Here is a 26773-nt window from a genome sequence, read left to right as displayed (position 1 = left end):
CTCCGGACTCCCCGCGGCGATGCGGCCGGGCCCGGAGTGTCCCGGCCGTCAAGGGGCACAAGCACTGCAGCGGGGATCCGGACGAAAAGGGGCGGAGATGGAGATCGACGGGATCATCAGTGCCATCGTGATCGGCATCGTCATCGGCATCCTGGGCCGACTCGTGGTCCCGGGCCGTCAGCGGATCGGCGTCCTGTGGACGATCGCCGTGGGCATCATCGCCGCGCTGATCGGCTCGGCCCTGGCCGCCGCGTTCGGCGTGGCCGACACCAAGGGCGTCGACTGGGTCGAGTGGCTCATCCAGATCGGCCTCGCCGCGCTCGGCGTCGCCGCGCTGGACCGCGCGAAGGCACGCCGCTGACGGCGTACCGGCGACAGCACGGCACCATCCGGCCCGCGCGGCCCACAGGCCGCGCGGGCTTTTCCGCGCCGACTCGCCGACCGCGTCGCGAGAGCCCGTCACCCCTTCGACGCGTACCGCGCGGCCCCCAGAACCTCGGACTCGAGGTGAGCCGTTCTTGGTCCGGTCCATGAGGTCGGCACGGACGCCGTTGCTCTGGCTCCGGCCGAGTCCGGTGACCCTGTGGCCCGCCCCACTGAGGGACGGCCTCCCGGCGGCAAGCCCGGTCGGCATCGCTACGTCGTGTACACGTACGGCGTCGTGGTGCTCAGCGGTGCGAAGCCCAGGCGTTCCAGAATGGGGCGGCTCTGGCTGGAGGCGTCGACCTGGAGGTAGCGGTAGCCGCGGGCCGCGGCGGCGTGGGCACGGTGGGCCACCAGCGTGCGGTAGATGCCGCGGCCCCGCCAGTCCGGAACGGTGCCGCCGCCCCACAGGCCGGCGAACCGCGTGCCGGGCACGAGTTCCATGCGGGCCACGCTCACCGGTTCGTCGCCGGCCATGGCCACGACCGCGACCACGGTGTCCGGGTCGGCCGTGAGCCGGGCGAGCAACTGACGGCGCAGCCAGGAACTGTCCGCGCCGAACGCCCTCTCGTGGACGTCGGCCACCAGATCCACCCCCGCCGGGCCGGTCACCGGCACGACGCGGACACCTCGCGGCGGTTCGGCGTCGAGGGCCAGTTCACCGACCTCTCCGATCATCAGCTGCTCTTCCGGCCCGGGTGTGAACCCGGCCGCGCGCAGCCGCTGCCCGAGGTCCGCCGGCCGGTCGTGTCCGTACAGCTTCCACTCGAAGTCCAGGCCGAGCCCGGTGTAGTGGCCGATCTGCCCGGCGATCGCCGCGTCCGCTCCGGCATCGTCGAGGGCGGACCACACGACACCGTTCCAGCCCTGCGCGCCGGCGACCTGGCGGACGACGCCGCCGGTCCGCTCGATACGGGCGTGTCGGCCGTCCGGGCGTGCTCCCGCACGCAGGTCGCGGTCGAACAGGGCGAGCAGAGCGGCATGATCCATGGGCTCACCCCAGCATCCGCCCGGCGCCCAGGCAAACGGTTTCTCCCACATGTGCCCCACCCCATAGGGTCCTGTCGATCACACCGTCATGGGAAAGGCCTGTCACCCATGGTCGTGAAGGACACCGAGTTGCCGTACCTGCGCCGCTGCGTGGAGCTCGCGGCCGAGGCGCCGGAGTCCGGGGACGAACCGTTCGGTTCGGTCCTGGTGGGCGGGGACGGCGCGGTCCTCGGCGAGGACCGCAACCGGGTGGCCTCCGGTGACCGCACCCGCCACCCCGAGTTCGCGCTGGCGCGCTGGTCGGCGGAACATCTCACACTCGGGGAGCGGGAGGCCGCCACGGTCTACACCTCCGGCGAGCACTGCCCCATGTGTGCGGCGGCGCACGCCTGGGTCGGCCTCGGCGGCATCGTCTACGTCGCCTCGTCCGAGCAACTCGCATCGTGGCTGAGCGAGTTGGGTGTCCCCGCCCCGCCGGTCCGGACACTCCCCGTCCACGAGATCGCACCGGGTGCCGTCGTGGACGGCCCCGTCTGCGCGCTGACGGAGGACGTCCGGGAGTTGCACATCCGGTTCCATCGCGGACGCGACTGAGGCGCCCGGGCGGCCGGGCCCTGCCCGGCGGTCTGGTCCGCGCGGGGCGCGGCTGCCCGAGATGCAGGGCCGCTCGAGATGCAGGGCCGCTCGGGCGAACCTACGATCGAATTCAACCAGACCAGGTGTACGGCCCGGTCTCCCCGACGGGGGGAGGCTCATGTCCTCGCTGCGGCCACGTCGGCTGATGGCTGTCTATGTCGGCCTGGTCACGGCCGTCACGATCGTCTACCTGACCGTCCCCGTGACGGCTCCCGCGCTGTGGGCCGTCATCGGGCTGGCCGGCGTCGCCGCCGTGCTGACCGGCACGCGCCTGAACCAGCCCGCCCATCCGTGGCCTTGGTGGTTCCTGGCCGGGGGGCTGCTGACGTTCATCACGGGCGATACGTACTACAACGTGATGGAGGAGTACTTCGACGCCTCCAACCCGTTCCCGTCCCCCGCCGACGCCTGCTACCTCGCCACCTACCCGCTCTTCGCGATCGGGCTGTCCGGGCTGGTGCGCCACCGGTGGGCCGACCGCGACCTGCCGAGTCTCCTCGACGCGCTGATCATCACCGCGGGACTCGCGCTGCCGGTGTGGGTGTACCTGGTGCAGCCGCTGGCCGTGGCGGACGGGATGACCTGGCAGCAGCGCGCCATCAGCATCGCCTACCCCCTCGGTGACCTCCTGGTGCTGGCTCTGCTGGCCAGGCTGCTGACCCCGAGTCCGGTCACGGCTCCCAACCGGGCCGTGCGGCTGCTGGTCGTCGGCACCGTGACGCTGCTGGGCTTCGACATCGCGTACGGGATCCTGCAACTGCAGGACGTGTGGCAGACCGGCACCCTGCTGGACCTCGGCTGGATCGCCTTCTACACCGCCTGGGGCCTTGCCGCGCTGCACCCCTCGATGGTCGAACTGACCGCTTCCATGCCGCAGCGGGAGTCCCTGCTGCCGCCGAAGCGCCGGCTGGTCGTGCTCGCCGTGGCCACACTCATCGCACCGGGGCTCCTGCTGTACGAGGGCCTGAGCAACCAGACGCGGGACGCCGCCGTGATCGCGGCCTTCTCCGGGGTGCTGTTCCTGCTGGTGATCCTCCGGCTGGCCGGGATGGTCGTGGCCCATCGCCACGCGGTGAGCCGGGAACTCGCGCTGCGCGGGGCCGCCGCCTCGCTGGTCTCGGCGTTCCGGGAGGAGGAGGTCGACCGGTCCTGCCGTACGGCCGTCGACCGGCTGATGGGGCCCGAGGTGCCCCACCGGACCCTGCTGCTGCCGGCCGAGCGGGCGGCGGAACTGGGAGCGCGCGGCACCCATCTGGTGAGCCCGGCCGCCCTCGATCCCGCCACCGCCGCCGCACTGGACGGTCTGCCCTCCGTCCTGGCGTGCCCCATGACCCAGCCGGAACGGCCGGTGGGCACGGTCCCGGGCGTCCTGCTGGTCGCCGCTCCCGAGCGGCAGCTGAACGAGACCTGGGGCTCCCTGGAGATCCTGGCGTCGCACGCGGGCCTGGCCATGGAGCGCGTCACCCTGCGCAAGGAGGTGTTCCGGCGGGAGAGCGAGGCGTACTTCCGCACGCTCGTCCGCAACGCCTCCGACGTCATCGTGATCCTCGAGGACGACGACACCATCCGGTACGCCAGCCCGTCCGCCCGGTCCGTGTTCGGCACCGACGACCTCATCGGGGTGGCACTGCCGGAGCTGGTGGACCCCGGCGACCGGGAGCGGGCGGCGCGGGAACTGACCGCCGTACGGGAGCGGGGTTCGCGGGCGGGGCACGACCACTGGTGGGTGCGTCGCCGGGAGGAGCGCGTCGAGGTGGAGGTCCGCTTCAGCGACTTCCGGGACGAGCAGACCGTGTCCGGACTGGTGGTGACCCTGCGGGACGTGACCGAGCAGCGGCGGCTGGAGCAGGAGCTGACGCAGCGGGCGTTCCACGACGCTCTGACCGGTCTGCCCAACCGGACGCTGCTGCAGGAGCGGATCGAGCGCGCCCTGCTGCGCGGCCACCGCGAGTCGTCCCTGACCTGTCTGCTCTTCATCGACCTGGACGACTTCAAGCTGGTCAACGACACGATGGGGCACCGCGCGGGCGACCACCTGCTGGTCGCGGTCGGCAACCGGCTGTTCCGGGCGCTGCGCCGCACCGACACCGCGGCCCGGCTCGGCGGTGACGAGTTCGCCGTGCTGATGGAGGACGCCAGGCAGCCTCTCGACGCCGAACTGCTCGCGGCCCAGGTGATCCAGACGCTCGGCCGGCCGTTCGACCTGGCCGACGAGTCGGTGACGGTGTCCGCCAGCGTGGGCGTGGCCACCGCGCACGACAGCACCGACGCCGAGGAACTGCTCGGCCACGCCGACCTCGCGCTGTACGCGGCGAAGGCCGCGGGCAAGCGGCAGTGGCGCCGCTTCAAGCCACTGCTGCGCAGCCGTATGGTCGAGCGGCACGACCTGCAGTCCCGGCTGGCCCAGGCGGTCGCCGACAAGTCGTTCGCGCTGCGCTACCAGCCGGTCGTCGACATCACGGCGGGCGAGATCGTCGGGTTCGAGGCCCTGGTCCGCTGGCCGTACGAGCACCGGCCGCCCATCTCGCCGGACCAGTTCATCAGCCTGGCCGAGGAGACCGGGCACATCTCGCCCCTGGGGTCGTGGGTGCTGGAGAACGCGGTCAACGACATCGCGGAGCTGCAACGGCTGCCGGGCCCGGCCCGTCCGCCGTACGTGAGTGTGAACGTCTCCGCCCGCCAGTTCCGTGACGCCGGCTTCGTCGAGCAGGTCGGGCAGGCGCTGAGCACACCGGGTCTGGAGCCCGGGTCGCTGCAGCTGGAGCTGACGGAGACGGTGCTGCTGCAGCACGACGACCGCCTCCAGACGGTGCTGCACACGCTGAAGGAACTCGGCGTGCACATCGCGGTCGACGACTTCGGCACCGGTTTCTCCTCACTGCGCTATCTGCGGGACTTCCCCCTCGACGTGCTGAAGATCGACAAGTCGTTCATCGACGACATCGCGCGTGACGCCCAGCAGGTGGCCCTGGTCGAGGGGATCGTCCGGATCGCCGACACCCTGGGCCTGCAGGTCATCGCCGAGGGCATCGAGGACTCCGCGCAGCGGGATCTGCTGGCCGGGATGGGGTGCCGGTTCGGGCAGGGGTTCCTGTTCGCCCGGCCGATGACGGTGGAACAGAGCGCACACGTGCTGCGGGAGCCGAGCGTCCGGCCCTTCGCACCACCCCGGCCCCGGCGCCCGCGGGCAGAGACCGCCGCGCGAGGCCGCCGGGAGGCGCGCTGGGCGGACCTGGAGCATCTGCGGCGCACCAGTCCGATGAGCGACGCGGTCCTCGACGAGGTGAGCGGACGGCACATCCGCAGCGGCGACCACTGGCTGATCGACTTCGCGTCGTGCAACTACCTGGGCTTCGACTGGGACCCGGAGGTCATGGCGGCCGTCGGCCCGGCGGTGCGCCGGTGGGGCACGCACCCCAGCTGGTCACGGCTGCTGGGCAGTCCGCGGCTGTACCCCGACATCGAGGAGCGGCTCGCCGCGCTGCTGGGCGCGCCGGACACGCTGCTGCTGCCGACGCTGACGCTGGTCCACTCCTCGGTGATCCCGGCGCTGGCCGAGGACGGCCACGTCTTCGTGGAGGCGACCGCGCACCGGACGGTCTACGACGGCTGCGTCGTGGCCCGTGCGCAGGGCGCGATCCTGCACCGTTTCCATGCCGAGCGGCTCGACGAACTGCGCACCCTGCTGGCCGCGGTGCCGCGGGGCACGCCCCGGCTGGTGTGCCTGGACGGCGTCAACAGCATGACCGGCAACATCCCGGACCTGCCCGGGCTGGCGGCGGTGTGCCGCGCCGAGGGAGCGACGCTGTACGTCGACGACGCGCACGGGTTCGGGGTGATCGGGGAACGCGGACCGGGCGAGACGTGCCCGTACGGCATGCGCGGCAACTGCGTGGTGCGGCACACCGGCGAGTCGTACGACGGGATCGTGCTCGTCGGCGGCTTCTCCAAGGCCTATTCGTCCCTGCTGGCGTTCGTCGCGCTGCCGTCGGAGCTGAAGAACCGGCTGAAGACCGCCGCCGCCCCGTACCTGTACTCGGGGCCGTCGCCGACGGCGTCGCTGGCCACCGCGCTGGCCGGGCTGGCAGTCAACGAGCGCCGGGGCGACGCGATCCGGGCCGACCTGTACCGCAAGACGGTCCGGGTGCTCGATCACCTGGAGTCCATGGGGGTGAGCACCCTCAACACGGACCGGCTGCCCATCGTGGAGGTCCCGCTGGCGAACCCGGCGGACCTGGACGCGGTCGCCGCGTTCCTGTGGGAGGAGAGCGTCTATGTGACGCTGGCCGCCTACCCGCTGGTCCCGCGCGACCGGGTGGGCTTCCGCGTTCAGCTCACGGCCCTCAACTCCGACGAGGACATCACGCATCTGAACGCGACCCTGACCCGGTTGTCCGAACGCTTCCCGCTGCGGCTGAAGGGCTAGACGGCCATGACGACGCACAACGACGACGTGGACTGGGACCGCTGGCCGGTCGCCGACTACCTCGCCGAGAACTACCGCGAGGTGCATCCCTCGGACGCGGCGGTCATCGCGCACCACTGCGCCTTCTACCGGCGCTTCGCACCGGGCGCCCTGGCGCGCTCGGTGGAGTTCGGGGCGGGCCCCAACCTCTACCCGCTGATGCTCGCGTCGGCCGCGAGCCGCAGGATCGACGCCGTGGACGCGGGGGCGAGCAATGTCGCCTACCTGACCGACCAGATCTGTCACCGTCCGGACGCGAGCTGGCTCCCGTTCCACGCGCTGTGCCGGCGGCTCAACCCCGACGTGCCCGCGACCCTGGCCGGGGCACTGGCGCGGGTGGACATCGTTCATGCCGATGTCCGGGCCCTGCGGCCGGGCACGTACGCACTGGCCTCCATGCACTTCGTCGCCGAGGGCGCCACGGAGGACTTCGACGAGTTCGCCGACTTCTGCCGCACCTTCGTCCGCACGGTCGTCCCGGGTGGCCACCTGGTCGCCGCCTTCATGGAGGACATGCCGACCTACCGCATCGGCCCGGCCTCCCGCTGGCCGGGCTGCCCGGTGAACCCGGCCACCGTCACCGAGGTGTTCACCCCGCTGACCCGCGACCTGGACGTGACCCACATCGACGTGGACCCCACCCTGCCGGACTACGGGGACTCGGGGATGGTGCTGCTGACGGGGGTGGCGGGGGCGGTCTGAGGCAGGGCCGTCCGCGGACCGGTCCCGCCGGGGCCCCACCGGCGACTGCGCCGCCGACAGGGCCTTCGACGACGGCTCAGCCCTCCGCCCCGGGGCGGAACCGCCGGCGCAGTACCACTCCCCCGAGGACCAGCGCCGCGCTCGCCGCGACGGTCTGGAGAATGTGGTCCGTGCCGGTGTGCGCCAGGGCACCCGTGGTGCGGGGGGCGGCGTGCGGTTCCGGCGCGGGGGCCGGGAGCGTCCGGGGCGGGGTGGACGGCTCCGGGTCCGGCTTCGGCGGGTGGTGGGGCCGGTCCGGGCGGGCGGGGCGGTCGCCGGGGGTGCCGGGGGTGTTCGAGGACGCGTTGCCGGTGGAGGCGTTGCCGATGCCGACCACGTTCACGGAGTTGCCCGTGACGTTGACCGGCAGATCGACGGGCAGCTGCACGCCGTTGCCGGTGACCACGCCCGGTGAATCCTTGCCGCCGGCCTCGGCTACCGCGCCGCCGGGCTCGGCGTGCCGGCCGCGCGGCCGGTCGTCCTCGTTGGCGCAGCTGTTGCCCGCGGCGGGGTTCAGGAGCCCCACCACGTTCACGGTGTTCCCGCACACGTTCACCGGGACGTGCACCGGCAGCTGGATGGTGTTGCCGGAGACCACCCCGGGCGAACCGGCCGCGGAGCCGTCCGCCCCGGAACCGGCGTACGCGGGGGCGGTCATGGCCATCGCGCCCGAGGCGGCGGCGACGGCGATCACACCGTTTCGGGTAACCCGTCTCATAGGTTGCCTGCCTTCCAGACATCGTCGCGGGCACTCACCCGCACGGGATAGAACGCGGGGCGCCCGGTCCGAGTTATGGCTTATCCGCCTTTCACCCCATCGAGCGGCCCGGTTGTCGAACGAGCGGTAAAGCCTCTCGTATGCGGGACGCGGCGGCGCAGGACAGGGCGCTTTGCCGGGCCCCGCTCGCCCGGAGGCGGGGCTTCCGGGGCCCGCTTAAGGTGGGCGAGGGCGCCGTTTCCCGGTCCGCTGCGCGGCGTCCCGCGTCCCTGGAGGCATCGATGCTGGCCAAGCTGTCCACGCCCCCCTCGATACGGCGCTGCGCTGTCACCTCGACGGCCGGGCTCGCCCTGCTGGGCACAGCACTGCCGGCCGCCGACGGCCCTCCGCCCGGCCTGACACGCTTCTACGACCAGAAGGTCACCTGGTCGACGTGCGACGGCGCGGAGATGCCGAAAGACCTCCAGTGCGGGAAGGTCACCGTCCCGCTCGACTACGCCGAGCCGGGAAAGGGCACCCTCGACCTCGCCGTCGCCCGCTACCGGGCCACGGGCAAGTCGCGGGGCTCGGTGCTGCTGAACTTCGGTGGCCCGGGCGGTCAGGGCGTGGCCCAGCTCGCCATGGGCGGCAAGGACTTCATGGGCCTGACGAACGGCTACGACGTGGTCTCCTTCGACCCGCGAGGCGTCGGCCGCTCCTCGCCGGTCAGCTGCGGCAGCGCTTCCGACCCCCTGGCCGCGACCGACGGCGACGCCGACGCGGCCGATCCCCAGGCCGTGCTCGAGGAACTGCGCGCGGCGGCGGCCGAGTGCGCCGACCACTCGGGCCCGGTCCTGCCCCACATCGGCACGGTGAACGCCGCCCGCGACCTGGACGTCATGCGCGACGCGCTCGGCGACGACAAGCTCAACTACCTGGGGTTCTCCTACGGAAGCCGGCTCGGGGCGGTGTACGCGGCCGAGTACCCCGAGAAGGTCGGCAGGATGGTGCTGGACGGCGTCGACACGCTGACCCAGCCGCTGGCCGAGCAGGGCATGGTGGGCGCGCAGGGGCAGCAGACCGCGCTGGAGAACTTCCTCACCTGGTGCACCGAGGACATCGCCTGCCCCTTCGGCCGGAACCCCCGGGAGGCGAGGGAGCACGTCGTGCAGGTGGTCGAGTCGCTGGACAAGGACCCGGTACCGACGGACTTCGGCGAGGAGTTCTCCGGCCAGGACTTCGCGGGGGCCCTCGGACAGGGCCTCTACAGCAGGGAGCTGTGGCCCTCGCTGCAGCGGGCCATCGCCCAACTGCTGGAGGACGGTGACACGCGCGGCCTGGAGGCCTTCCTGTCCGGCGGCTTCACCCTCCCCTTGAAGCGGGCCCCGCACGCCGGACTCACCGACCCGGAGGACGTGCCTCTGGACAACCTGCCGGCGGCGCTGATGGCGGTGAACTGCGCGGACGATCCCGACCGTCCCTCCGCCGCGCAGATCACCCGGGACCTCGGCCGGCTGCGCGCCCGCTACGAGCAGGCATCCCCGGTCTTCGGCCGGTACCGGCTCACCCAGGTGCTGATGTGCTACGGCCGCCCCAAGGGCACCGACTACATCCGCGACAAGGTCAAGGACGTCGACACGCCGAAGATGCTACTCGTCGGCACCCGGGGTGACCCGGCCACGCCCTACCGCTGGACCGTGGAGACGGCGAAGCGGCTCGGGTCGTCGGCCGTGGTGCTCGACAACCGGGGCGAGGGCCACACCGGCTACGGCTCCTCCAAGTGCGTGCACAGCAAGGTCGACGCCTTCCTGCTGTTCGGCACCCTCCCGCCGGACGGCAGCTCCTGCGGCTCCGACCGCGACGCCGAGTGATCCGGCGCGCCCCGGGCGGGCGCCCTCGCCACCTCGCCGGGGCGAGGCCGGGGGAAGGCTCGACCTCGAAGGGGGGTGACGATTGCCCCGAATGCCCTATGGGCGAATTCGCTCTATCGTTCTGCTATGGAGCACGTTCTGAGTCCCGCGACCCTTGCCGAGCTGCGGCGCCCGCGCCCCTACCCCGCGGTCTCCGTGCTGACGCCGACCCACCGGCGCGAGCCCTACAACGCCCAGGACCAGGTCCGGCTGCGCAATGTGGTGGCCGAGGCCAAGAGGCAGCTGGAAGCCGATCCGGAGGTCTCCCGGGAGCGACGCACCGAGGTCTCCCGGCACCTCGACCGGGCGCTGTCCGAGGTCGATCTGACGCACGCCGAGGACGGTCTGGTCATCTTCGCCGCTCCCGGCGAACACCAGGTGTGGTCGCTCGCCAGGTCCGTGCCCGAACGTGTGGTGCTCTCGGACACCTTCCTCACCCGCAACCTCGTCTCCGCCCAGACCGCCGATCGCGCGTTCTGGGCGCTGTCGCTCGCCCCCGACCGGGCGACCCTGTGGAACGGCGGGTCCGGCCGGGTCACCGAGGCGCGCGTCGGCGGCTTCCCGCTGACCCGGCGCGTGGAGAACTTCGACCCGGAGCGGCAGCAGCGGATCGGGGACCAGCCGAGCGCCTTCCGCGAGGAACGCACCCGCCAGTTCCTGCGCGAGGCGGACGCGGCGATGAGCACCGTCCTGCGCGATCGCCCCCGGCGGCTGTACGTCACCGGCGAGCCGGCCGCCCTCTCGCTGCTCGACGAGGTCGGCGGCGCGGCCAAGGGAGCGGTGCACGTCCCGCGCGGCGGGCTTGCGCACGGCACGCCCGAGGCCGTGTGGCAGGCCCTGCGGCCGGTCATCGAGGACGAGGCCCGCAGGAGCACTGACGCCGTGACCCGGGCCCTCGAAGCGGCCCGCGGGCGGCGGGAGTTCGCCGCCGGCGTCGACGAGCTGTGGCAGAGTGCCCGCGACGGCCGCGTCCGGCTGCTGGCCGTCGAGGAGAACTACCGCGTGACGGTCCATGACGCCGGGGACCATCTGATCCTCACCGGGAGCGGCGACCTCGACTCCCGCGAGGACATCGTGGACGAGATCGTCGAGCAGTGCCTGGAGACCGGGGCGGACGTCCGCTTCGTTCCGGACGGCACCCTCGCAGAGGCGGACGGCATCGCCGGGGTCCTGAGGTACTGACCAAGGGCTCGAACACAGGGCCGTCGAACACGCGCCGCACACCCGCACGAGCGGTCCCGGCGAGGCGCCAAATACCCTGTGTAATCTACGACTTGGACCTCCGAGGGACCCGCTCCGCACCTACCTCGGAGTAACTCCGGGAGACTGTGGCATATGCCAGAAGCACCACCGTATCGTGTGGCGCCAAATCCCTTACAGGGCGTCGCGGGCTGTGCAACAGTCGTAACGGTCCCTCCGTCCGCCTTGGTCGTACCGTCCCCGCATCGGAGTGCGTCATGCCGTCCCACCTCTCCGCGGACCGCCCCGCCGCCCAGCCGCCCGGACGCGGCTCGGTCGACGCGCTCATATCGCAGACGCGGCGGCTCAAGGGCGAGGTGGACGCGGTGCGCCGCGATGCCGAGGGGGAGGAAGCCGACCACCCGCGAGGACGCTGGCAGCGTGCCGTGTACGACCTCGCCCTGCACCAGCTCGACGACCTCGACGAGCACCTGGCCCAGTTGCGGGACGGCCCCCCGCCCACCACGGCGGACCCGGGGCGCGCCGCACCCCCGCAGGGCTCGCTGCTCAGCCGGGTCGGCAGCGCCGAGTGGAACCTCCTCAACGACGAGGCACGTTGGTCCGGCGAGCTCTACCAGATCCTGGGCCGCGACCCCGCCGCTCCCCCGCTCACCCTCGACGATCTGCCGTCGATCGTGCTCGACGAGGACCGGCCGAAGCTGACGGCGATGGTCACGGACTGCCTCGTCGACGCCCGCCCCATCGACGGCGAGTTCCGCATCACCCGTCGGGGCGGCGACGTACGGACCGTGCACATGATGGGCGAACCGGTGCTCGACACTGACGGCAGCACCGCCTCGATGTGGGCCGTGCTGCGCGATGTCAGCGAACTGCGCCGCAGCCAGCGGGTGGTGAGCGAGACCCGTGACTCGCTCCACCACCAGCGGGAGGCCGCGCGGGGCGAGCACCGGCTCGCGGTCGGGCTGCAGGAGGCCGTGCTGCCGCCATGGCACGGCTCCCTGCGGCTCCCGCACGGCGGCGCCGGGGTCCTCGACCTCGCCGCCCGTCATCTGCCGGCGTCGACGCACACCCTCATCGGCGGCGACTGGTACGACGCGCTCGAACTGGCCGGCGGAGAAACGCTCCTGAGCGTCGGCGACCTCACCGGCCAGGGCGTCGGCGTCACGTCGAACACGACCATGCTGCTCGGCGCCGTACGCGGTATGGCGATGGCAGGCACCCAGCCGGGACAGCTCATGGCCTGGCTGAACCAGTTACTCGACGCCACCGTACAGCCCGCCCTCGGCAGCGCCCTCTGCTGCCGCTACCGGCCCGGGGCCCGCACTCTGACGTGGGCGCAGGCCGGGCACCCCGCCCCGCTGCTGTTCCGCGACGGGACGGGGCGCGTGCTGAGCGCACCGGACGGCGTCCTGCTCGGCGCCACCTCGGACCCTGTCTACGGGCAGGCCGAAGTGACCCTCGAGCCGGGCGACCTGCTCCTCCTGCACACCGATGGCCTGGTGCCCGGGCACACCGGAACGGCTGCCGCCAACCTCCTCCTCGACCTGGCCCCCCGCTTTGCCGGGAGCGGCACCGCCGAGGACTGCGTACGGACGGTCGTCGAGGAGTTCGGCGTGAGCGAGCGCGAGGACCACGCCTGCGTGCTCGTCGCCCACGTCACGTCATAGGGAACTCAGGCCTGTGCGTTGCCGCCTCCCCGGCCCTTCGTCTTCGGCAGGGCGAGCTCGATCTCCTCCCGCAGCTCCTGGATCTTCGGGTAACCCGAGTACTGGGCTGTCAGCCGGTACATCTGGCGCAGCCGGTCCCAGGTGCGGTGGGAGGAGTTGGATCCCATCGACACCAGGGCCAGCCGCGCGTAGCGGTCGGCCTGTTCGGGGTCGTCGGCGATGAAGCAGGCCGAGGCCATCGACAGGTAGTCGAAGATCTTCGACCGCTGCCGGCCGTCGACCCGCAGAGCGAGGGCCCTCTCCGCGTAGTACTGCGCGTGCACGGCCGCGTCCGGCTCGAACTCCGCCAGCGTGCGGTAGGACAGGGCCTGCATGCCGTACAAGTCGGCCTCGTCGAACAGCTGCATCCAGCTCGGCGCCGGGACATCGCCCTTGTCGGAGACGAAGAGGTCCTCCGCCTGCCCCAGGGTGCGCCGCATCGCCTGGCCCTTGCCCATGGAGGCCTGCGCCCAGGCCTCGACGGTGCACAGCATGGCCTGGGTGCGCGGCAGCACCTCCTCGCCGGAGCCGGACTGGGCCAGCTTCATGAGGTCCAGGGCGTCGTCCGGCCGGCCCAGGTGCACCATCTGGCGGGCAGCCCGGGAGAGCGCCTCGCCGGCCCGGGGCCGGTCGCCGCCCTCTCTCGCCGCGTGGGCGGCGATGACGAAGTACTTCTGGGCCGTGGGTTCGAGGCCGACGTCGTGCGACATCCAGCCCGCGAGGACGGCGAGATTGGCGGCGACGCCCCACAGGCGCCGCTGCAGATGGGGTGGATGACGGTAGGCGAGCATGCCGCCCACCTCGTTGAGCTGGCCCACCACGGCCTTGCGCTGGAGCCCGCCGCCGCGGGAGGCGTCCCAGGCGCGGAACACCTCGACCGAGCGCTCCAGTTCCTCGACCTCCTGCGACCCGATCGGGGCGGCCTCGTAGCGGTCGAACCCGGCGGGGTCGGCCTGCAGCGGATGGTTGAGGTCGGGGGCGTCGGCCGTCAGGGCAGGGTCGGTGTGCAGCCAGTCGTACATGGCGCTGCTGAGTGCGGATCCCGCGGCGAGCGCGGCGCCCGCGCCCACCAAGCCGCGTCGGTTGAGCATGAGGTCCATTCCCGTGAATTCGGTGAGGACCGCGGCGGTCCGCTCGGGCGCCCACGGCACTCCGTCGGGAGACTCCGCACTCCCGCCGTCCTGCCGTTTCCCCGCACGCCCGTGCCGGACCAGACCGATGTCCTCGATGGTCACGACACGGCCGAGACGCTCGGTGAACAGAGCCGCCAGCACCCGCGGCACCGGATCGCGCGGGATCTCTCCCGTGTCGATCCAACGCCGCACCCGGGAGGTGTCGGTCGCCAGCTGGGGATGGCCCATGGCCGCCGCCTGCCGGTTGACCAGCCTCGCGAGTTCGCCCTTGGACCAGCCGGCCAGGCCGAACAGGTCCGCGAGCCGGGTGTTGGATTGTCCGCTCACGTCAAGCCCCCAGGTTCTCGGCTGAGTTGACAGTAGCCCGGCCGGACTTGCCGGGCGACTATTCGCCAGGGTTCGCCAGGGTGCGCCAGATGGTGTGCCACCGGCCATCCGGTGTCAGGTAGGAACGCGCCACCCCGACCCGGTCGCCGCAGGGACATTCCCCAGGGTGATCCCGGACGACCGGGCCGGGGGGTGCGCTGTCATCGCAGGCACACGAAGGGATCTGTCCCGCCCATGTACGCAGCATCGTCCTCCGTGTCCGCACCGCCCCGGCCGCTGCACCCGCGTCCCGCGGACAGCGGCCCCTACCTCGCCCCCGCTCGGCCGGCGGCCCCCGTGCTCGGCGCGGGCAGGGCCCGGCGCGGCGCGGTCCTCGGTTCCGAACCGCTCAGCGGGAGACTCGACTTGTCCGGCCCCCAGGGCGCGCAGCTGCGCACGGCGATCGCGTCCGTGCACCGCATCTGTCCGGAGTTCGCCCCGGTGCAGGTCCTGCGCCGCAACGGACGGTCCGTGCTCCTGGCCGGTACGACCGGTCGCACCACGGCTGTCGCCAAGTGTTTACTGGACCACTCCCCCGCCTGGTCCGAGCGGATCCGCCACGAGATAGCGGCATACCGCTCGTTCGTCCGGCACCGCCCTCCGGTGCGGGCGCCGAGACTGATCGCGGCGGACCCGGACAACTGCACACTCGTGATCGAGCGGATGCCCGGGCGGGTGGCGGCCCTCCAGCGGCACCCGGCCGAGGCGCCACCCCGGGCTGACATCAGGACGGCGCTCGGCGCGATCTGCCGGCTGAACGCCTGGCGGCCGCCGGCGGGCACGTTCGATACCCCGCTCGATTACGCGGGCCGGATCTCGCGGTACCACGAACTGGGCCTGCTCACCGACCGTGACCTGGGGGATCTGCAGAAGCTGCTGCACGGCATCGCGCAGGCGGCCGGGCGGCAGGGTATGGGCCAGTTCTGCCACGGTGACGCACTGCTGTCGAACATCCTCCTGTCACCGGCCGGTCCAGTGCTGGTGGACTGGGAGCACGCGGGCTGGTACCTGCCGGGCTACGACCTGGCGACGCTGTGGTCGGTGCTGGGGGACGCACCGGTCGCGCGTCGGCAGATCAGCCAGATCGCGCAGTCGGCGGGCCCGGCGTCCAGGGATGCCTTCCTGGTGAACCTGATGCTGGTGCTGACCCGTGAGATCCGTAGGTACGAGACGGCCGTGCAGCGTTCGATGCACGACGCGGCCCCGGCGGCACCGGGCTCGGCCCACTCCGGTGCTGCGCCGTCCGGCGAGGAGCAGCGCCTGCTGCTACGGCGGCTGCACGACGACTGCCAGATGGCCCGGCGGGCCGTGCGCGCGGCGGTCGGCACTCGCTGACGGTGACGAAAGGGCCGCTGTGCGCCTGGTCAGGCGCACAGCGGCCCTTTCGTGTGCGGGCTGCCGCCGGGTTCAGTCCTGCTGGAAGAGCTCCGCGGGAAGTGGTTTGAGCAGGGCGTACAGGTCGTCCGTGATGGGGCGGTCCCAGGCCGCGATGGTCACCAGGACGTTGTCGCTGCGGTCGAACTGGACGCAGGAGATGCGGCCCTCGGAGAGCTTGACGCGCCGCACGATCAGGAGGTTGTCGCCCTGCATCACGGGGGCGTCCTCGATGCCGACGACGGTGATCTCCTCGTCGTTCTCCAGTGCCAGCAGGAGCTGGGCCACCTCGAAGGGGACCTGTCCCTCGGGGACCTCCCGGGCCGGTGAGCCCTCCGGCAGGTTGCCGATGATCATCGCGGGGCCGCGGCCGCCGAACAGGTCGTAGCGCAGGAAGACGCCCTGGCAGGTGCCGTCGGGCGCGGGCAGCAGTCCCGCACCGAGGTTGCCGGGCCAGTCGCCCGGGTCCATGGCCAGAACGTCGAAGTCGGGCCCGGCGGGGGTGGCGCTACGGCGGCGGAGGAACGACATGTTGCCCATGGTACGTGTCCCGGCCTGCGAAGTGCCGAGCGGGCGGCGGACTCGTCGGGCCGGACTGTCGCCTCGGGCCGTGGGTGAGGGGGGCCGGTCGGGCCCGGCGCCGCCGTGGGTGAGGGGGCTAGGCCGTGTTTTAGAAGTCCCCGTGGAAGAGGGAGCGGCGTTCGGTGCGTGCTCTCGGCGTGCCGGGCGTCGCGACGGTGTGGGTCAATGAACCTACGCCCTGGCCGCCGTCCACGCCCTGTTCGAGCACGGGCTTCGCGCACCTGAGGAACTGGCGTGCGCTGGCCAAGGGGCGTCCCGTAAGTCGCGCAAATCAGGCGCCTATGGGTCTATCTCATCCCTTCAAATTGGTTGACATTCAGGGGTGGAATGTCGGACGTTCAGCCGTGGCCCACCGAACAGGGACGGAGAGATGGCACGCAGATGACTTTCCGAGGAGGGAACCCGAACCCAGGGCGCGGGCGGCGCCCGGCGGCGCCTGCCGCGGTGGACGCGGGCTCGTGGCATGAGCTGAGGCAACTGGTTCCCGTGAAGAGTGTCTCGGCGCAGGTGCACACCGCAGGGCGGGTGAAGGACCTAGGAAAGGCGGTGCAGTTCAGCTGGCCTGGGGTGTACTTCGAAGGCCGCTTCCGCGGGACCGGGCTCGGGGTGGTACTCGACTGCGCGGCCGCCGACTACGACGTCCAGGTTGACGGGGCCACCGTCGCCACCCTGTTCACACCCGGCGACACCACGCACTGGATCAACGGCCTGCGGGACGGCGAGCACACGGTCCGGGTCGTCAAACGCAACGACACTCCGGGGGACACCAGCACGTTCGGAGGCTTCGTCGCACCCGGGGGCGCCGTACTGAGCAAGCCAGCGCCACGGGACCGCCAGATCGAGTTCATCGGGGACTCCCTCACGGTGGGCTACGGCAATGTCTCGGGCACCCGGGACTGCAATCCGGAGCAGCTCAAGCGGAACACCAACACCGACGTGAGCCACGGCGCCCTCACCGCCCAGCAGCTGGAGGCCGATTACCAGATCAACGGCTTGTCCGGCCTCGGAATGGTGCGCAACGTCGCTGGCATCTGCCCGGACGTCACGTACCGGACCTACTACGACCGCGCTTTGCTGAACGTGGACGGCGATATCTGGCAGAACCCGGGGACGTGGCGCCCCCAGATCGTGGTGGTCAACCTCGGCTCCAACGACTTCTCCGACCTCACCCCCGGTGAACCGTGGACGCCTGACAGCCTCGCGGCCGCCTACCGCACCGCCTACGGCAAGTTCCTCCGGAAACTGCGGACGCGCTACGGTGCCGGCACCACCCTCGTGGCCGTCGGCTTCGACAGAAACGCCGAGCATGTGCGGCAGGTCGTCGAGGCGCGCAACAATGCTGGCGACAGCGGGGTTCACTACTGGTTCCTCGATCAAGTGGGCCTGGACTTCCTCGGATGTGACGGGCACACCTCGGCTCACGACGACCGGGTGATCGCCGACCGCCTTGCCCCGTTCCTCAGGAGCCTGCGAACGGGATGGTGAGGGACATGGCCACCCGTGAACCGGGCCAGGGACTGCTGCCCCCCGCCGTAGCCTCCGGACCCCCTGCGTGCCCTGCCGCTGGGCAACTTGATCACCTGGGTCGAGGCCAGCAGCACGGGCGACGGGGGGTCCGCTGTGGGACAGGCCACCTCGGCAGCGGTCCCCGGCCTCGGCCCCGCTGTCGGGTCTGCCGCCAGGCGAGAAGCTGATCTCGTAGCCGAACTGGACGTCGCCTTATGCAGCGCCCATCGCCTCTGTCTCCCGTCGATCCTCTGACCTGATCGCGGCAGAAGGACATGTGGGACCGAGACGTCCGACAGGTCACAGCCACTCGTTGATCGCGGCGATGAGGACGGTCGCTTTGAAGCGGACCGCGAGCTTGTCGAACCGCGTGGCCACGGCCCGGTTCCGCTTGAGCCGGTTGATGCCGCACTCGACCGCGTGCCGGGCCTTGTAGTCCTCGCGGTCGAAGGCCGGAGGACGCCCACCGGCCGCTCCCCGTCGTTTCGCGGTGGCCTGCCTGGTCGGCAGGTTCTGGGATCGTGCAGCGGATCCCGCGGCGCCGCAGATAGGCACGGTTCGCCCGTGATGAATACGCTTTGTCGCCTCGCACCCGCAGCGGACGAACCCTGGGCCGCCCCAGTCCGAGACGAGGAACCCGGATGGCTTCCAGCACGGCCGTGAACTGCGGGCTGTCACCCCGCTGCCCTGCTGTGACCAGCAGCGACAACGGCCGCTGCCCTTGCTCACAGGCCAGGTGAATCTTCGTGGTCCAGCCGCCGCGGGACCTGCCCAAGCCGTGATCGTCAGGCTCGCTCTGGTGGCCGCCCGGCGGTTCCTTCTGTGCTTGACCGTCCCGCCGGGCACCGGCCGCGTGCTGATGTGCCCGGCAGATCGTGGAGTCGACGTTCACCTCCCAGGTGATCAGCCCGACTGCGTCCGCCCGCGCTTGCAGCCTGCTCAGTACCGACGACCAGACCCCATCGCGTTGCCAGCGGCGGAAGAGCCCGTAGACCGTCTGCCACGGACCGTACTCCGCCGGCAGATCCCGCCACGGGGACCCAGTCCGAACCCGCCAACGGATCCCATTGATCAGCTTCCGCTGGCACACCGACGGCCTGCCCAACACCGCGACCGGCAGCAACGGGCACAACACTGCCCACTGGTCATCAGAAAGATCCCCTCGCCCCACACCGAGATCATCACGGCACGATGCGAGACACTGGAAGCACTTCTAAAACACCGCCTGGGCCCGTCGCCCTGTGTCGCTGGTGGTGGCGGGCGACCCGGGCGGGGTTGCCGCAGGACGGCTTGCACCACTCCTGGCGTGGGTGTTCCTTGAGGAAGTACCGCACGGGGCGCGGCGCGTGGCAGGCCAGCAGCCGGTCCCGGCCGGGGCTCGCCAGGAACGCGATCACCGCGTGCGCGAGGGCCCCGGTCAGGTCTGCGGCGGTGCGGGCGGGCTGCCGGTGGAGGACCGGGGCGGTCCCCTCGGCCCAGAACAGGGCCGGCACGGTGGGGGTGCGGGCGGCCGCCTCGTTCAGGTGCCGCACGGCCTCGGGCAGGGGTATGAGCCGGGCCGCGTCCGCGGGGCTCGGCTTGCCGGGGCGCACGGCCCGGGCGAAGAGGGCACGGACGGCGGAACGCAGCTCACGGACGGCGGCGGGCTGCCGGCGGCGAAACGGCCGAACTCCGGCAGGACCTCGGGGTGTGCCCGGCCCCGGGCCGTCAGGTCCGCCGGGACGCTCAGGTCGTCGGCGATGCCGCCGTTGCCGTCGTGCCGGACGGTGAGGGCCAGGTCCGGGCGAGCCGGGCGTTCCTGTCGATCGGTTCCCGCATGCGGTCGATGATGGGCCACCCGAATCCATGACGGCGGGGTCAGTCCTCCCCCGGTGCCGGCGGGATCACCGCGACGGGGCTCGCGGCGTGCAGCAGGACGGCGTGGGTGACCGAGCCCATCATGCGGGCCGGGGCCAGCAGGCGCCTCCGGTGGCGGCCCACGACGACGAGGTCCGCGCCCCGGGAGGCCGCCACGAGGTGCCCGGCCGCGTCACCCGCCACCGCGACCACCTCCACCCGGACGTCGGGGTGCCGCTCGCGGTGCGGGGCGAGGAACCCCTCGGCGAGAACCCGCGCCTCGGCCTGGATGACGTCCTGGTCGACGACCGGCGGGGGAATCTCCCCGGGCAGCAGCCACGGCTGCGCGGGCCACGGATAGGCGGCGACCGCCTGGAGCCGGGCGCCACGCCGGGCGGCCTCGGCGAAGGCGAACTCGAGGGTGGCCTCGTCGGGGCCGTCCACTTTCAGTCCGACGACCACGCGCGAGCCGGGACCGGCCGGCGGCTCGCCGTGGACCTCACGCCCCGGCCGGGGCACCACGACGACGGGGCACTCGGCGTCGCGGGCGGCGGCCATGCCGTTCGAGCCGAGCAGCAGGCTCGCGAAGCCGCCGCGGCCCCGGGAGCCGAGCACGAGCAGCTGGGCGGTCGCACCCAGTTCGGGCAGGACCGCGCCGGTCGCGCCCTCCAGGCCGACGTACTCGGTGTCCGGCCGGCCGCCCTGGCCCTCCAGGTGAGTGCGGACCCGGTCGAGAACGGGGTCGTCCTGCGGGTCGGCCGGCCCGGCGGCGAGGTTCTCGGGCTGTGCCCAGTGGGCGTACTGGCGTACGTGGACCACGCGCAGGGGTGCCGCGCGCCGGTGAGCGGCGTCGACGGCCCATTCCAGGGCGCGCAGGGCGTCGTCCGAACCGTCGACCGCGGCGACGACCGGCAGGGTGTTCATGGGGTTCCTCACCTCCGGGGGTACGACTGTCCCCTCCCGTGCCAGCCTGACGCAGGCGGCGGCTCCGGGAAGATGCCTCGGGTCGCGTGTCCGGAAAACGCGGGCGGAACACCCCGGATCGGCCGTCGGATCACGACCGCCCGGGCGGGTTCACGCCTGCCTTCAGGTGAGGTCGAACTCCCCTTCCCGCGCTCCCGAGACGAACGCGCCCCACTCGGCGGGTGTGAAGATCAGGGAAGGGCTCTCGGGGCGGGCGCTGTTCCGCATGGCGATGAAGCCCTCCACGAAGGCGATCTGGACATCCCCCCGCCCCCGGCTGCTGGACTGCCACTGCGCGTTGGTGAGGTCCAGCTCCGGCTTGTCCCAGCCTGTGAGCGGGCGCTGCTGGGTGGTGGTCTCGGCCACGTCCGTGCTCCTCCCGGTTCGTCGTCCGCGGCCAGCCTAGCGATCGTGCCCCATGGCCAACAGGGCACGTGAAGGGGACCTTTCAGGAGTCCGGGGGCCGGGCTCCCACGAGCCACATGGAGAAGAACTGCGATCCGCCGCCGTAGGCGTGTCCGAGGACCCTGCGGGCGCCGTCCACCTGGTGTTCTCCGGCCTGCCCGCGCACCTGGAGCGCCGCCTCCGCGAAGCGGATCATGCCGGAGGCGCCGATCGGGTTGGCGGAGAGCACTCCGCCCGACATGTTGACGGGCAGGTCCCCGTCCAGTTCGGTGACGCCCGCCTCGGTGAGCTTCCAGCCCTCGCCCTCGCCGGCGAAGCCGAGGTTCTCCAGCCACATCGGCTCGTACCAGGAGAAGGGCACGTAGATCTCGGCGCCGTCGATCTCGCGGCGGGGGTCGGTGATGCCGGCCTGCCGGTAGACGTCGGCCGCGCAGTCCCGGCCGGCCCTCGGGGAGACGAAGTCCTTGCCGGCGAAGAGGGTGGGTTCGCTGCGCATCGCGCCGCCGAGCATCCAGGCGGGCGCTCGCGGTGCCCGGGCGGCTCCGGCACGGTCGGTGAGGATCATCGCGCAGGCTCCGTCGGAGGAAGGACAGGTCTCCGAGTAGCGGACCGGGTCCCACAGCATGGGCGAGGCCATGACCCTGTCGAGGGTGATGTCGTGCTCGTGCAGGTGGGCGTAGGGGTTCCTCAGCGCGTTGCGCCGGTCCTTGTAGGCGACGAGGGCGCCGATGGTCTCGGGGGCGCCGCTGCGTCGCATGTACGCGCGGATGTGCGGGGCGAAGAATCCGCCGGCCCCGGCGAGCAGGGGCTGCTGGAAGGGGACGGGCAGGGACAGGCCCCACATGGCGTTCGACTCGGACTGTTTTTCGAAGGCGAGGGTCAGGACGGTGCCGTGGACGCGGGCGGCGACGAGGTTCGCGGCGACGAGGGCGGTGGATCCGCCGACGGAGCCCGCGGTGTGCACACGGAGCATGGGCTTGCCGACGGCGCCGAGGGCGTCGGCGAGGTAGAGCTCCGGCATCATGACGCCCTCGAAGAAGTCGGGCGCCTTGCCGATCACGACGGCGTCGATGTCGGCCCAAGTCAACTCGGCGTCATGGAGGGCGCGTTGGGCTGCCTCCCGGACGAGTCCCGCGATGGAGACGTCCCGGCGGGCGGCGACGTGCCGGGTCTGGCCGATGCCGACGACGGCCACGGGCTCCTTGCTCATCGGGGTTCCCCTTCGAGTACGGCGACCAGGTTCTGCTGGAGGCAGGGGCCGGACGTGGCGTGGGCGAGGGCGCGGCAGGACGCGCCGCGGTGGATCCGGGCGGCGGCCTCTCCGATGCGGATGAGACCGGCGGCCATGATCGGGTTGGCGGCGAGGGCACCGCCGGAGGGGTTGACGCGCACGTCGTCGCCGAGGCGGAGGGCCTTGCGGAGAACGATCTCCTGGGCGGTGAAGGGCGCGTGCAGTTCGGCGGTGTCGACGGGCCGCTCGAAGACCCCGGCCCGCTCGGCGGCGAGGCGGGTGGACGGCGAGTCGGTCAGATCGCGCACACCGAGGCCGTGTGCCTCGATGCGGTGGTCGATGCCGCGTATCCAGGCGGGGCGCGCGCACAGCTCACGGGCCCGGTCGCCCGCCGCGAGGAGCACGGCGGCGGCCCCGTCGCCGACGGGCGCGCAGTCGCCGGTGCGCAGGGGCTGTACGAGGTAGTCGCCCTGCGGCACGGGTCCGCGCAGCTGGGCGTGGGGGTGGTCGCTCGCGTTGTCCCGGTTGCGGGCGGCGACGGCGGCGAGCGCGGTTTCGTCGGTGTCTCCGGCGTCGATGAGGGCCTGCGCCTGGAGGGCGGCGAGGGCCACGGAGTCGGGCCACAGGGGTGCCACGTAGTACGGGTCGAGCTGCCGGGTGAGGACGTCGCGCACCGAGCCGGGCGAGGACTTGCCGTACGAGTAGACCAGCGCGGTGTCGGCGTCGCCGGTGAGGAGCTTGGTCCAGGCTTCGTACAGGGCCCAGGCGCCGTCCATCTCGACATGGGACTCGGAGATCGGCGGCCAGGCGCCGACGCCGTCGAGGGCGAGGGTGAAGGAGAAGGCGCGGCCTGCGAGGTAGTCGCTGGAGCCGGAGCAGGTGAAGTCGATGTCGGAGGTCTTCAGGCCGGTCCGGTCGAGGACCTCGTGCAGCACCGGCATGAGCATCTCCACCTCGGAGAGCTCGTCGCTGGTGCGCCGGTGCTCGGTCTGGGCGAAGGCCACGACGGCGATCTCGCGGTCCCGCGGTGCGCTCGTCACAGCAGCTCCCTGTAGGTGTCGTAGTCCGCGTCCGGTTCGCCGGTGGGCCGGTAGTGGCCGGGATGGCGGCCGCCCTCGGTCCACACGGGTTCGACGCGCAGCCCCATGCGGACCTCGTCGTACGGGATACCGCCGATCCGGCCGTGCAGTGCGAGGTCGGCGCCGTCGAGGGCGATGTGGGCGTAGACGTAGGGCACCTCGATGTCGAGGTTCTTCGCCTTGATGTTGACGATGCAGAACGTCGTCACTGTGCCGCGCGGCCCCACCTCGACCTGGTCGGACGTGGCCACCCCGCAGGTGGGGCACGCACCCCTCGGCGGGACGTAGACCTTGCGGCAGGCGGGGCAGCGCTCGCCGACGGTCCGCCGGCCGGAGAGGGCGTTGAGGTAGGCGCTCTGGGCGCGGCCGGGGGTGTAGGTGTAGTCGAGGCGGGCGGCGGCGACGATGCCGGTGACCGGGTCTTCGAACTCACCCGTGTGCCCCGCCGGTTGGGCCCGGCTGCCGTCGTACGGCTCGAAGCAGGCGATGTCCGTGATGGCACCGGTGCGTTCGGCCGCCCAGCGGACGCGGACGCGCATGCCGGTGTGCACGGCGGCCGGGCCAGGGGCGTCGAGGGCGTGCAGGAGGGCGGTGTCGGCGCCGTCGAGGCGGACCAGGGCCCAGGCGAAGGGGGTGGTGAGGGGCTGGCCGCGGCGGGGGGCGTGGTTCCAGGCCCAGGTGGTGACGGTGCCGGTGGGGGCGACCTCGACGAGGTCGCGAATCTCCTCGGCGGTGACGGGGTCGTACTCGACGGGCGGGACGAGGGTGCGACCGTCCCGGGTGCGCACGCCGAGGACGACGCGTTCGCGCAGGCCGGTCAGGAAGGCGCTCTGGACGGGGCCGAGGGAGCGGGTGAAGGGAAACTCGACGACGAGGGGGGCTTTGAGGACTTCGGGCATGCCGGACGGCTCCTTCGGTCAGGCGCGCTTGTAGACGGGCGGTCGTTTCTCCGCGAAGGCGCGGGCCCCCTCCTTGGCGTCGGCGGTGTCGAAGACGGGCCAGCCGCGGGTGAGTTCGGCCGCGAGACCGTCGGACTCGGTCATCTCGGCGGTCTCGTAGACGGAGGCCTTGACGGCCTCGACGGCCAGCGGGCCGCATGAGTTGATCCGCTCGGCGATCTCGAGTGCCCGGCCCAGTGCGGTGCCGTCGGGTACGACGTGGCCGATCAGCCCGATGGCTGCGGCCTCGCGGGCGCTGTAGGGGCGGCCGGTGAGGAGCATCTCCAGGGCGTGGGTGCGCGGGATCTGGCGTTGCAGCCGGACCGTGGATCCGCCGATGGGGAAAAGGCCGCGCTTCACCTCGAACAGGCCGAAGGTCGCGGACTCGCCGGCGACGCGGATGTCGGTGCCCTGGAGAATCTCGGTGCCGCCCGCGACGCAGTACCCCTCGACGGCCGCGATCACCGGCTTGCGGGGGCGGTGGTGGCGCAGCATCGCCTTCCAGTGCAGGTCGGGGTCGGCCTTGAGCCGGTCGCGGTACTCCTCGCCGGCCATGCCGTTCCCAGCGAGGGCCTTGAGGTCCATGCCCGAGCAGAACGAGCCGCCCGCGCCGGTGAACACGATCGAGCGGACGGAGTCGTCCGCGTCGGCTTCGAGCCAGCCGTCGTGGAGGCCGACGAGCATCGGCAGCGAGAGCGCGTTCCTGGCCTCCGGCCTGTTGAGCGTGAGCACCAGTGTGGCGCCTTCGCGCTGCACGGTGAGGTGTTCCGTCCCACCCATGACCAACTCCCCTCTCGAAGAACGAGAACAGGTTGCAGTAGGGAGGGAGGCACTTCAAGGGCTTTCTGACAGGCAGTCAGATTTTCTCGCGCGGGCCCTTCACAGTTGGACCGCCCTTTGCTCTGATGACCGGCGAACCGTCCGATGCCAGGCACGTCCCGGGTCAGGAGGAGCGGTGGAGTACAACCTTGCCGACCTGTTCGAGTCGGTCGTCGACGTCGTTCCCGGCCGTGAGGCGCTCGTCCACATAGACCATCCCGGTACGGGAGCGGAGCGCCGGCTGACGTACGCGGAGCTGGACGCGGCGGCCAACCGCGTCGGCCACCATCTGCTCGACAGCGGGATACGGCCCGGTGAGCACCTCGGCCTCCATCTCTGCAACGGGGTGGAGTACCTGCAGACGGTGCTCGGTTGCCTGAAGGCGCGGATCGTCCCGGTCAACGTCAACTACCGCTACGTCGAGGAGGAGTTGGCCTACCTCTACCGGGACTCGGATCTAGCGGCGCTGGTCTTCGACGCGGAGTTCACGGACCGGGTGGCGGCGGCACGGACCCGAGCGCAGAGGCTGCGGCATCTGATCCGGGTGGGCGCTCCCCCGCCGGGGGCCGCCGCGCTGCCCTGCGTGGAGTTCACCCGTGTGGAGGCCGCGGGGTCGCCCGAGCGCGGCTTCCCGGCCCGCTCGCCCGATGACCAGTTCATCATCTACACCGGCGGTACGACCGGAATGCCCAAGGGCGTGATGTGGCGGCAGGAGGATCTTTTCTTCGCGGGTCTCGGCGGGGGCGCGCCGACGGGTGAGCCGGTGAAGAAGCCGGAGGAACTCGCCGAGCGGGTCGCGGCCGGCGGGGAGGGAATCACGTTCTTCCCCACCGCCCCGCTGATGCACGGCACCTCCACGCTCACGGCGTTCATCGGCTTCAACTTCGGGCAGCGGGTCGTGATCCACCGCAAGTTCGTGCCCGAGGAGGTGCTGCGGACCGTGGAGAAGGAGAAGGTCAGCAGTATCTCGCTGGTGGGCGACGCGATGCTGCGGCCACTGATCGACGCGCTTCGCGGTCCGCTGCGGCACATCGACCGCTCGTCGCTGTTCAGCGTGTCGTCGTCCGGCGCGATCATGTCGGACACGGTGCGCCGGGAGTTCCAGGAGCTGGTGCCGAACGCCATGCTGCTGAACAACTTCGGCTCCTCGGAGTCCGGGTTCAACGGCACGGCGACGGAGGACTCGGGACCCGAGCGGGGCTTCCGGGTACGGGTCAACTCCCGGACGCAGGTGGTGGACCCGGCCACGTACGAGCCTGTCGCCGCCGGTGAGGTGGGCCGGGTCGCCCAGTGCGGACATGTGCCGCTCGGCTACTACAACGACCCGGACAAGACCGCCGCGGCCTTCTTCGAGAAGGACGGCGAGCGGTGGGTGCTGCTCGGCGACATGGCCACCGTCGACGAGGCGGGCGTGGTCACCGTCCTGGGCCGTGGCTCGCAGTGCATCAACACCGGTGGCGAGAAGGTGTACCCGGAGGAGGTCGAGCAGGCTCTCAAGGCCCACCCGGACGTCTACGACGCGCTGGTGGCCGGGGTGCCGGACCCTCGGTGGGGCCACCATGTGGCGGCCGTGGTCCAGTTGCGCGAGGGGGCGGCGCGGCCGTCGCTGGAGGACATCCGGGCGCACTGCCGTGACCGGCTCGCCGGCTACAAGATCCCGCGCCAGCTGGTGTTCACGGAGTCGGTGCAGCGGTCGCCGAGCGGCAAGGCGGACTACCGGTGGGCACGGGAGGTCGCGGTGGCGGCGGACGGGTGATTCTCCGGCCCGCCGAT

At 72.0% G+C, this 26773-nt stretch carries 22 protein-coding genes; 10 read left to right on the top strand and 12 right to left on the bottom strand.

What is annotated here, in order from left to right; translation table 11 throughout:
• Positions 1-97: 97 nt before the first annotated feature.
• On the top strand, positions 98-361 hold the full coding sequence (locus ACZ5TL_RS16455; protein WP_468590400.1) for a GlsB/YeaQ/YmgE family stress response membrane protein: 264 nt from the start codon (positions 98-100) through the stop codon (positions 359-361).
• A 275-nt stretch (positions 362-636) separates the two neighbouring features.
• Here ACZ5TL_RS16455 and ACZ5TL_RS16450 read toward each other — a convergent pair whose 3' ends face one another.
• Positions 637-1413 (bottom strand): GNAT family N-acetyltransferase, encoded by a 777-nt coding sequence (locus ACZ5TL_RS16450; protein ID WP_468590399.1) that lies wholly within the window; start codon positions 1411-1413, stop codon positions 637-639.
• A 108-nt stretch (positions 1414-1521) separates the two neighbouring features.
• On the opposite strand from ACZ5TL_RS16450, the gene ACZ5TL_RS16445 reads away from it, so the two are divergent.
• From ACZ5TL_RS16445 to ACZ5TL_RS16435, 3 genes are all read left to right on the top strand, one after another.
• Positions 1522-2007 (top strand): nucleoside deaminase, encoded by a 486-nt coding sequence (locus ACZ5TL_RS16445; RefSeq protein WP_468590398.1) that lies wholly within the window; start codon positions 1522-1524, stop codon positions 2005-2007.
• A 187-nt stretch (positions 2008-2194) separates the two neighbouring features.
• Positions 2195-6475 carry an aminotransferase class I/II-fold pyridoxal phosphate-dependent enzyme gene (locus ACZ5TL_RS16440; protein WP_468590397.1) on the top strand — a complete coding sequence of 1427 codons (4281 nt, stop codon included), beginning with the start codon at positions 2195-2197 and terminating at the stop codon, positions 6473-6475.
• A 6-nt stretch (positions 6476-6481) separates the two neighbouring features.
• Complete coding sequence (locus tag ACZ5TL_RS16435; protein ID WP_468590396.1) at positions 6482-7216, top strand: class I SAM-dependent methyltransferase; 735 nt, start codon at positions 6482-6484, stop codon at positions 7214-7216.
• A 76-nt stretch (positions 7217-7292) separates the two neighbouring features.
• On the opposite strand, the gene ACZ5TL_RS16430 is transcribed toward ACZ5TL_RS16435, so the two are convergent.
• Positions 7293-7973, bottom strand: a complete 681-nt coding sequence (locus ACZ5TL_RS16430) for a chaplin (RefSeq protein ID WP_468590395.1) — start codon at positions 7971-7973, stop codon at positions 7293-7295.
• Between the two features lie 281 nt (positions 7974-8254).
• Between ACZ5TL_RS16430 and ACZ5TL_RS16425 the strand changes: the two genes are divergently transcribed.
• The 3 genes from ACZ5TL_RS16425 (at position 8255) to ACZ5TL_RS16415 (ending at position 12729) form a co-directional block, all read left to right on the top strand.
• Positions 8255-9823, top strand: a complete 1569-nt coding sequence (locus ACZ5TL_RS16425) for an alpha/beta hydrolase (protein WP_468590393.1) — start codon at positions 8255-8257, stop codon at positions 9821-9823.
• A 126-nt stretch (positions 9824-9949) separates the two neighbouring features.
• Entirely contained in the window at positions 9950-11044 is a 1095-nt protein-coding gene (locus ACZ5TL_RS16420; protein ID WP_468590392.1) for a baeRF3 domain-containing protein, read from the top strand.
• Positions 11045-11319: 275 nt separating this feature from the next.
• Positions 11320-12729: a PP2C family protein-serine/threonine phosphatase gene (locus ACZ5TL_RS16415; RefSeq protein WP_468590391.1), complete on the top strand. Its 1410-nt coding sequence runs from the start codon at positions 11320-11322 to the stop codon at positions 12727-12729.
• Between the two features lie 5 nt (positions 12730-12734).
• On the opposite strand, the gene ACZ5TL_RS16410 is transcribed toward ACZ5TL_RS16415, so the two are convergent.
• Positions 12735-14228 carry a DNA-binding protein NsdB gene (locus ACZ5TL_RS16410; RefSeq protein WP_468590390.1) on the bottom strand — a complete coding sequence of 498 codons (1494 nt, stop codon included), beginning with the start codon at positions 14226-14228 and terminating at the stop codon, positions 12735-12737.
• A gap of 234 nt (positions 14229-14462) precedes the next feature.
• On the opposite strand from ACZ5TL_RS16410, the gene ACZ5TL_RS16405 reads away from it, so the two are divergent.
• On the top strand, positions 14463-15602 hold the full coding sequence (locus ACZ5TL_RS16405; RefSeq protein WP_468590389.1) for an aminoglycoside phosphotransferase family protein: 1140 nt from the start codon (positions 14463-14465) through the stop codon (positions 15600-15602).
• Between the two features lie 72 nt (positions 15603-15674).
• Here ACZ5TL_RS16405 and ACZ5TL_RS16400 read toward each other — a convergent pair whose 3' ends face one another.
• Entirely contained in the window at positions 15675-16172 is a 498-nt protein-coding gene (locus ACZ5TL_RS16400) for a hypothetical protein (RefSeq protein ID WP_468590388.1), read from the bottom strand.
• Between the two features lie 432 nt (positions 16173-16604).
• On the opposite strand from ACZ5TL_RS16400, the gene ACZ5TL_RS16395 reads away from it, so the two are divergent.
• Complete coding sequence (locus tag ACZ5TL_RS16395) at positions 16605-17708, top strand: SGNH/GDSL hydrolase family protein (RefSeq protein ID WP_468590386.1); 1104 nt, start codon at positions 16605-16607, stop codon at positions 17706-17708.
• A gap of 321 nt (positions 17709-18029) precedes the next feature.
• Here the strand turns inward: ACZ5TL_RS16395 and ACZ5TL_RS16390 are convergent.
• The 8 genes from ACZ5TL_RS16390 to ACZ5TL_RS16355 form a co-directional block, all read right to left on the bottom strand.
• Positions 18030-18900, bottom strand: a protein-coding gene (locus ACZ5TL_RS16390) for an IS5 family transposase (RefSeq protein ID WP_468590385.1) whose coding sequence is annotated in 2 segments (ribosomal slippage) — positions 18030-18215 and positions 18217-18900 — 870 coding nt in all. Because the reading frame shifts where the segments join, the coding sequence is not laid out codon by codon here.
• A gap of 10 nt (positions 18901-18910) precedes the next feature.
• On the bottom strand, positions 18911-19576 hold the full coding sequence (locus tag ACZ5TL_RS16385) for a CGNR zinc finger domain-containing protein (protein ID WP_468590383.1): 666 nt from the start codon (positions 19574-19576) through the stop codon (positions 18911-18913).
• Positions 19577-19586: 10 nt separating this feature from the next.
• Entirely contained in the window at positions 19587-20489 is a 903-nt protein-coding gene (locus tag ACZ5TL_RS16380) for a universal stress protein (protein WP_468590382.1), read from the bottom strand.
• A 162-nt stretch (positions 20490-20651) separates the two neighbouring features.
• Positions 20652-20894 (bottom strand): DUF397 domain-containing protein, encoded by a 243-nt coding sequence (locus tag ACZ5TL_RS16375; protein WP_010033039.1) that lies wholly within the window; start codon positions 20892-20894, stop codon positions 20652-20654.
• Between the two features lie 82 nt (positions 20895-20976).
• Entirely contained in the window at positions 20977-22143 is a 1167-nt protein-coding gene (locus ACZ5TL_RS16370; protein WP_468590380.1) for a thiolase domain-containing protein, read from the bottom strand.
• Positions 22140-23204, bottom strand: a complete 1065-nt coding sequence (locus tag ACZ5TL_RS16365; RefSeq protein ID WP_468590378.1) for a thiolase domain-containing protein — start codon at positions 23202-23204, stop codon at positions 22140-22142. The genes ACZ5TL_RS16370 and ACZ5TL_RS16365 overlap by 4 nt, the downstream gene beginning before the upstream one ends.
• Complete coding sequence (locus ACZ5TL_RS16360) at positions 23201-24142, bottom strand: Zn-ribbon domain-containing OB-fold protein (RefSeq protein ID WP_468590376.1); 942 nt, start codon at positions 24140-24142, stop codon at positions 23201-23203. The genes ACZ5TL_RS16365 and ACZ5TL_RS16360 overlap by 4 nt, the downstream gene beginning before the upstream one ends.
• Before the next feature lie 18 nt (positions 24143-24160).
• Positions 24161-24961 (bottom strand): crotonase/enoyl-CoA hydratase family protein, encoded by an 801-nt coding sequence (locus tag ACZ5TL_RS16355; RefSeq protein ID WP_468590374.1) that lies wholly within the window; start codon positions 24959-24961, stop codon positions 24161-24163.
• A gap of 175 nt (positions 24962-25136) precedes the next feature.
• Between ACZ5TL_RS16355 and ACZ5TL_RS16350 the strand changes: the two genes are divergently transcribed.
• Positions 25137-26756: an acyl-CoA synthetase gene (locus ACZ5TL_RS16350; RefSeq protein ID WP_468590373.1), complete on the top strand. Its 1620-nt coding sequence runs from the start codon at positions 25137-25139 to the stop codon at positions 26754-26756.
• Positions 26757-26773 lie beyond the last annotated feature (17 nt).

This window comes from Streptomyces sp. NPDC033136 (assembly GCF_055578235.1).
This window is presented reverse-complemented; position numbering and strand designations above follow the sequence as displayed.

Coding starts and splice junctions, on each gene's coding strand:
- ACZ5TL_RS16435 (WP_468590396.1), top strand. CDS start 6,482: ATGACGACGCACAACGACGACGTGGACTGGGACCGCTGGCCGGTCGCC.
- ACZ5TL_RS16440 (WP_468590397.1), top strand. CDS start 2,195: ATGGCTGTCTATGTCGGCCTGGTCACGGCCGTCACGATCGTCTACCTG.
- ACZ5TL_RS16380 (WP_468590382.1), bottom strand. CDS start 20,489: ATGAACACCCTGCCGGTCGTCGCCGCGGTCGACGGTTCGGACGACGCC.
- ACZ5TL_RS16355 (WP_468590374.1), bottom strand. CDS start 24,961: ATGGGTGGGACGGAACACCTCACCGTGCAGCGCGAAGGCGCCACACTG.
- ACZ5TL_RS16360 (WP_468590376.1), bottom strand. CDS start 24,142: ATGCCCGAAGTCCTCAAAGCCCCCCTCGTCGTCGAGTTTCCCTTCACC.
- ACZ5TL_RS16400 (WP_468590388.1), bottom strand. CDS start 16,172: ATGTCGTTCCTCCGCCGCCGTAGCGCCACCCCCGCCGGGCCCGACTTC.
- ACZ5TL_RS16370 (WP_468590380.1), bottom strand. CDS start 22,143: ATGAGCAAGGAGCCCGTGGCCGTCGTCGGCATCGGCCAGACCCGGCAC.
- ACZ5TL_RS16385 (WP_468590383.1), bottom strand. CDS start 19,576: ATGGATTCGGGTGGCCCATCATCGACCGCATGCGGGAACCGATCGACA.
- ACZ5TL_RS16395 (WP_468590386.1), top strand. CDS start 16,605: ATGACTTTCCGAGGAGGGAACCCGAACCCAGGGCGCGGGCGGCGCCCG.
- ACZ5TL_RS16420 (WP_468590392.1), top strand. CDS start 9,950: ATGGAGCACGTTCTGAGTCCCGCGACCCTTGCCGAGCTGCGGCGCCCG.
- ACZ5TL_RS16450 (WP_468590399.1), bottom strand. CDS start 1,413: ATGGATCATGCCGCTCTGCTCGCCCTGTTCGACCGCGACCTGCGTGCG.
- ACZ5TL_RS16455 (WP_468590400.1), top strand. CDS start 98: ATGGAGATCGACGGGATCATCAGTGCCATCGTGATCGGCATCGTCATC.
- ACZ5TL_RS16415 (WP_468590391.1), top strand. CDS start 11,320: ATGCCGTCCCACCTCTCCGCGGACCGCCCCGCCGCCCAGCCGCCCGGA.
- ACZ5TL_RS16405 (WP_468590389.1), top strand. CDS start 14,463: ATGTACGCAGCATCGTCCTCCGTGTCCGCACCGCCCCGGCCGCTGCAC.
- ACZ5TL_RS16425 (WP_468590393.1), top strand. CDS start 8,255: ATGCTGGCCAAGCTGTCCACGCCCCCCTCGATACGGCGCTGCGCTGTC.
- ACZ5TL_RS16430 (WP_468590395.1), bottom strand. CDS start 7,973: ATGAGACGGGTTACCCGAAACGGTGTGATCGCCGTCGCCGCCGCCTCG.
- ACZ5TL_RS16445 (WP_468590398.1), top strand. CDS start 1,522: ATGGTCGTGAAGGACACCGAGTTGCCGTACCTGCGCCGCTGCGTGGAG.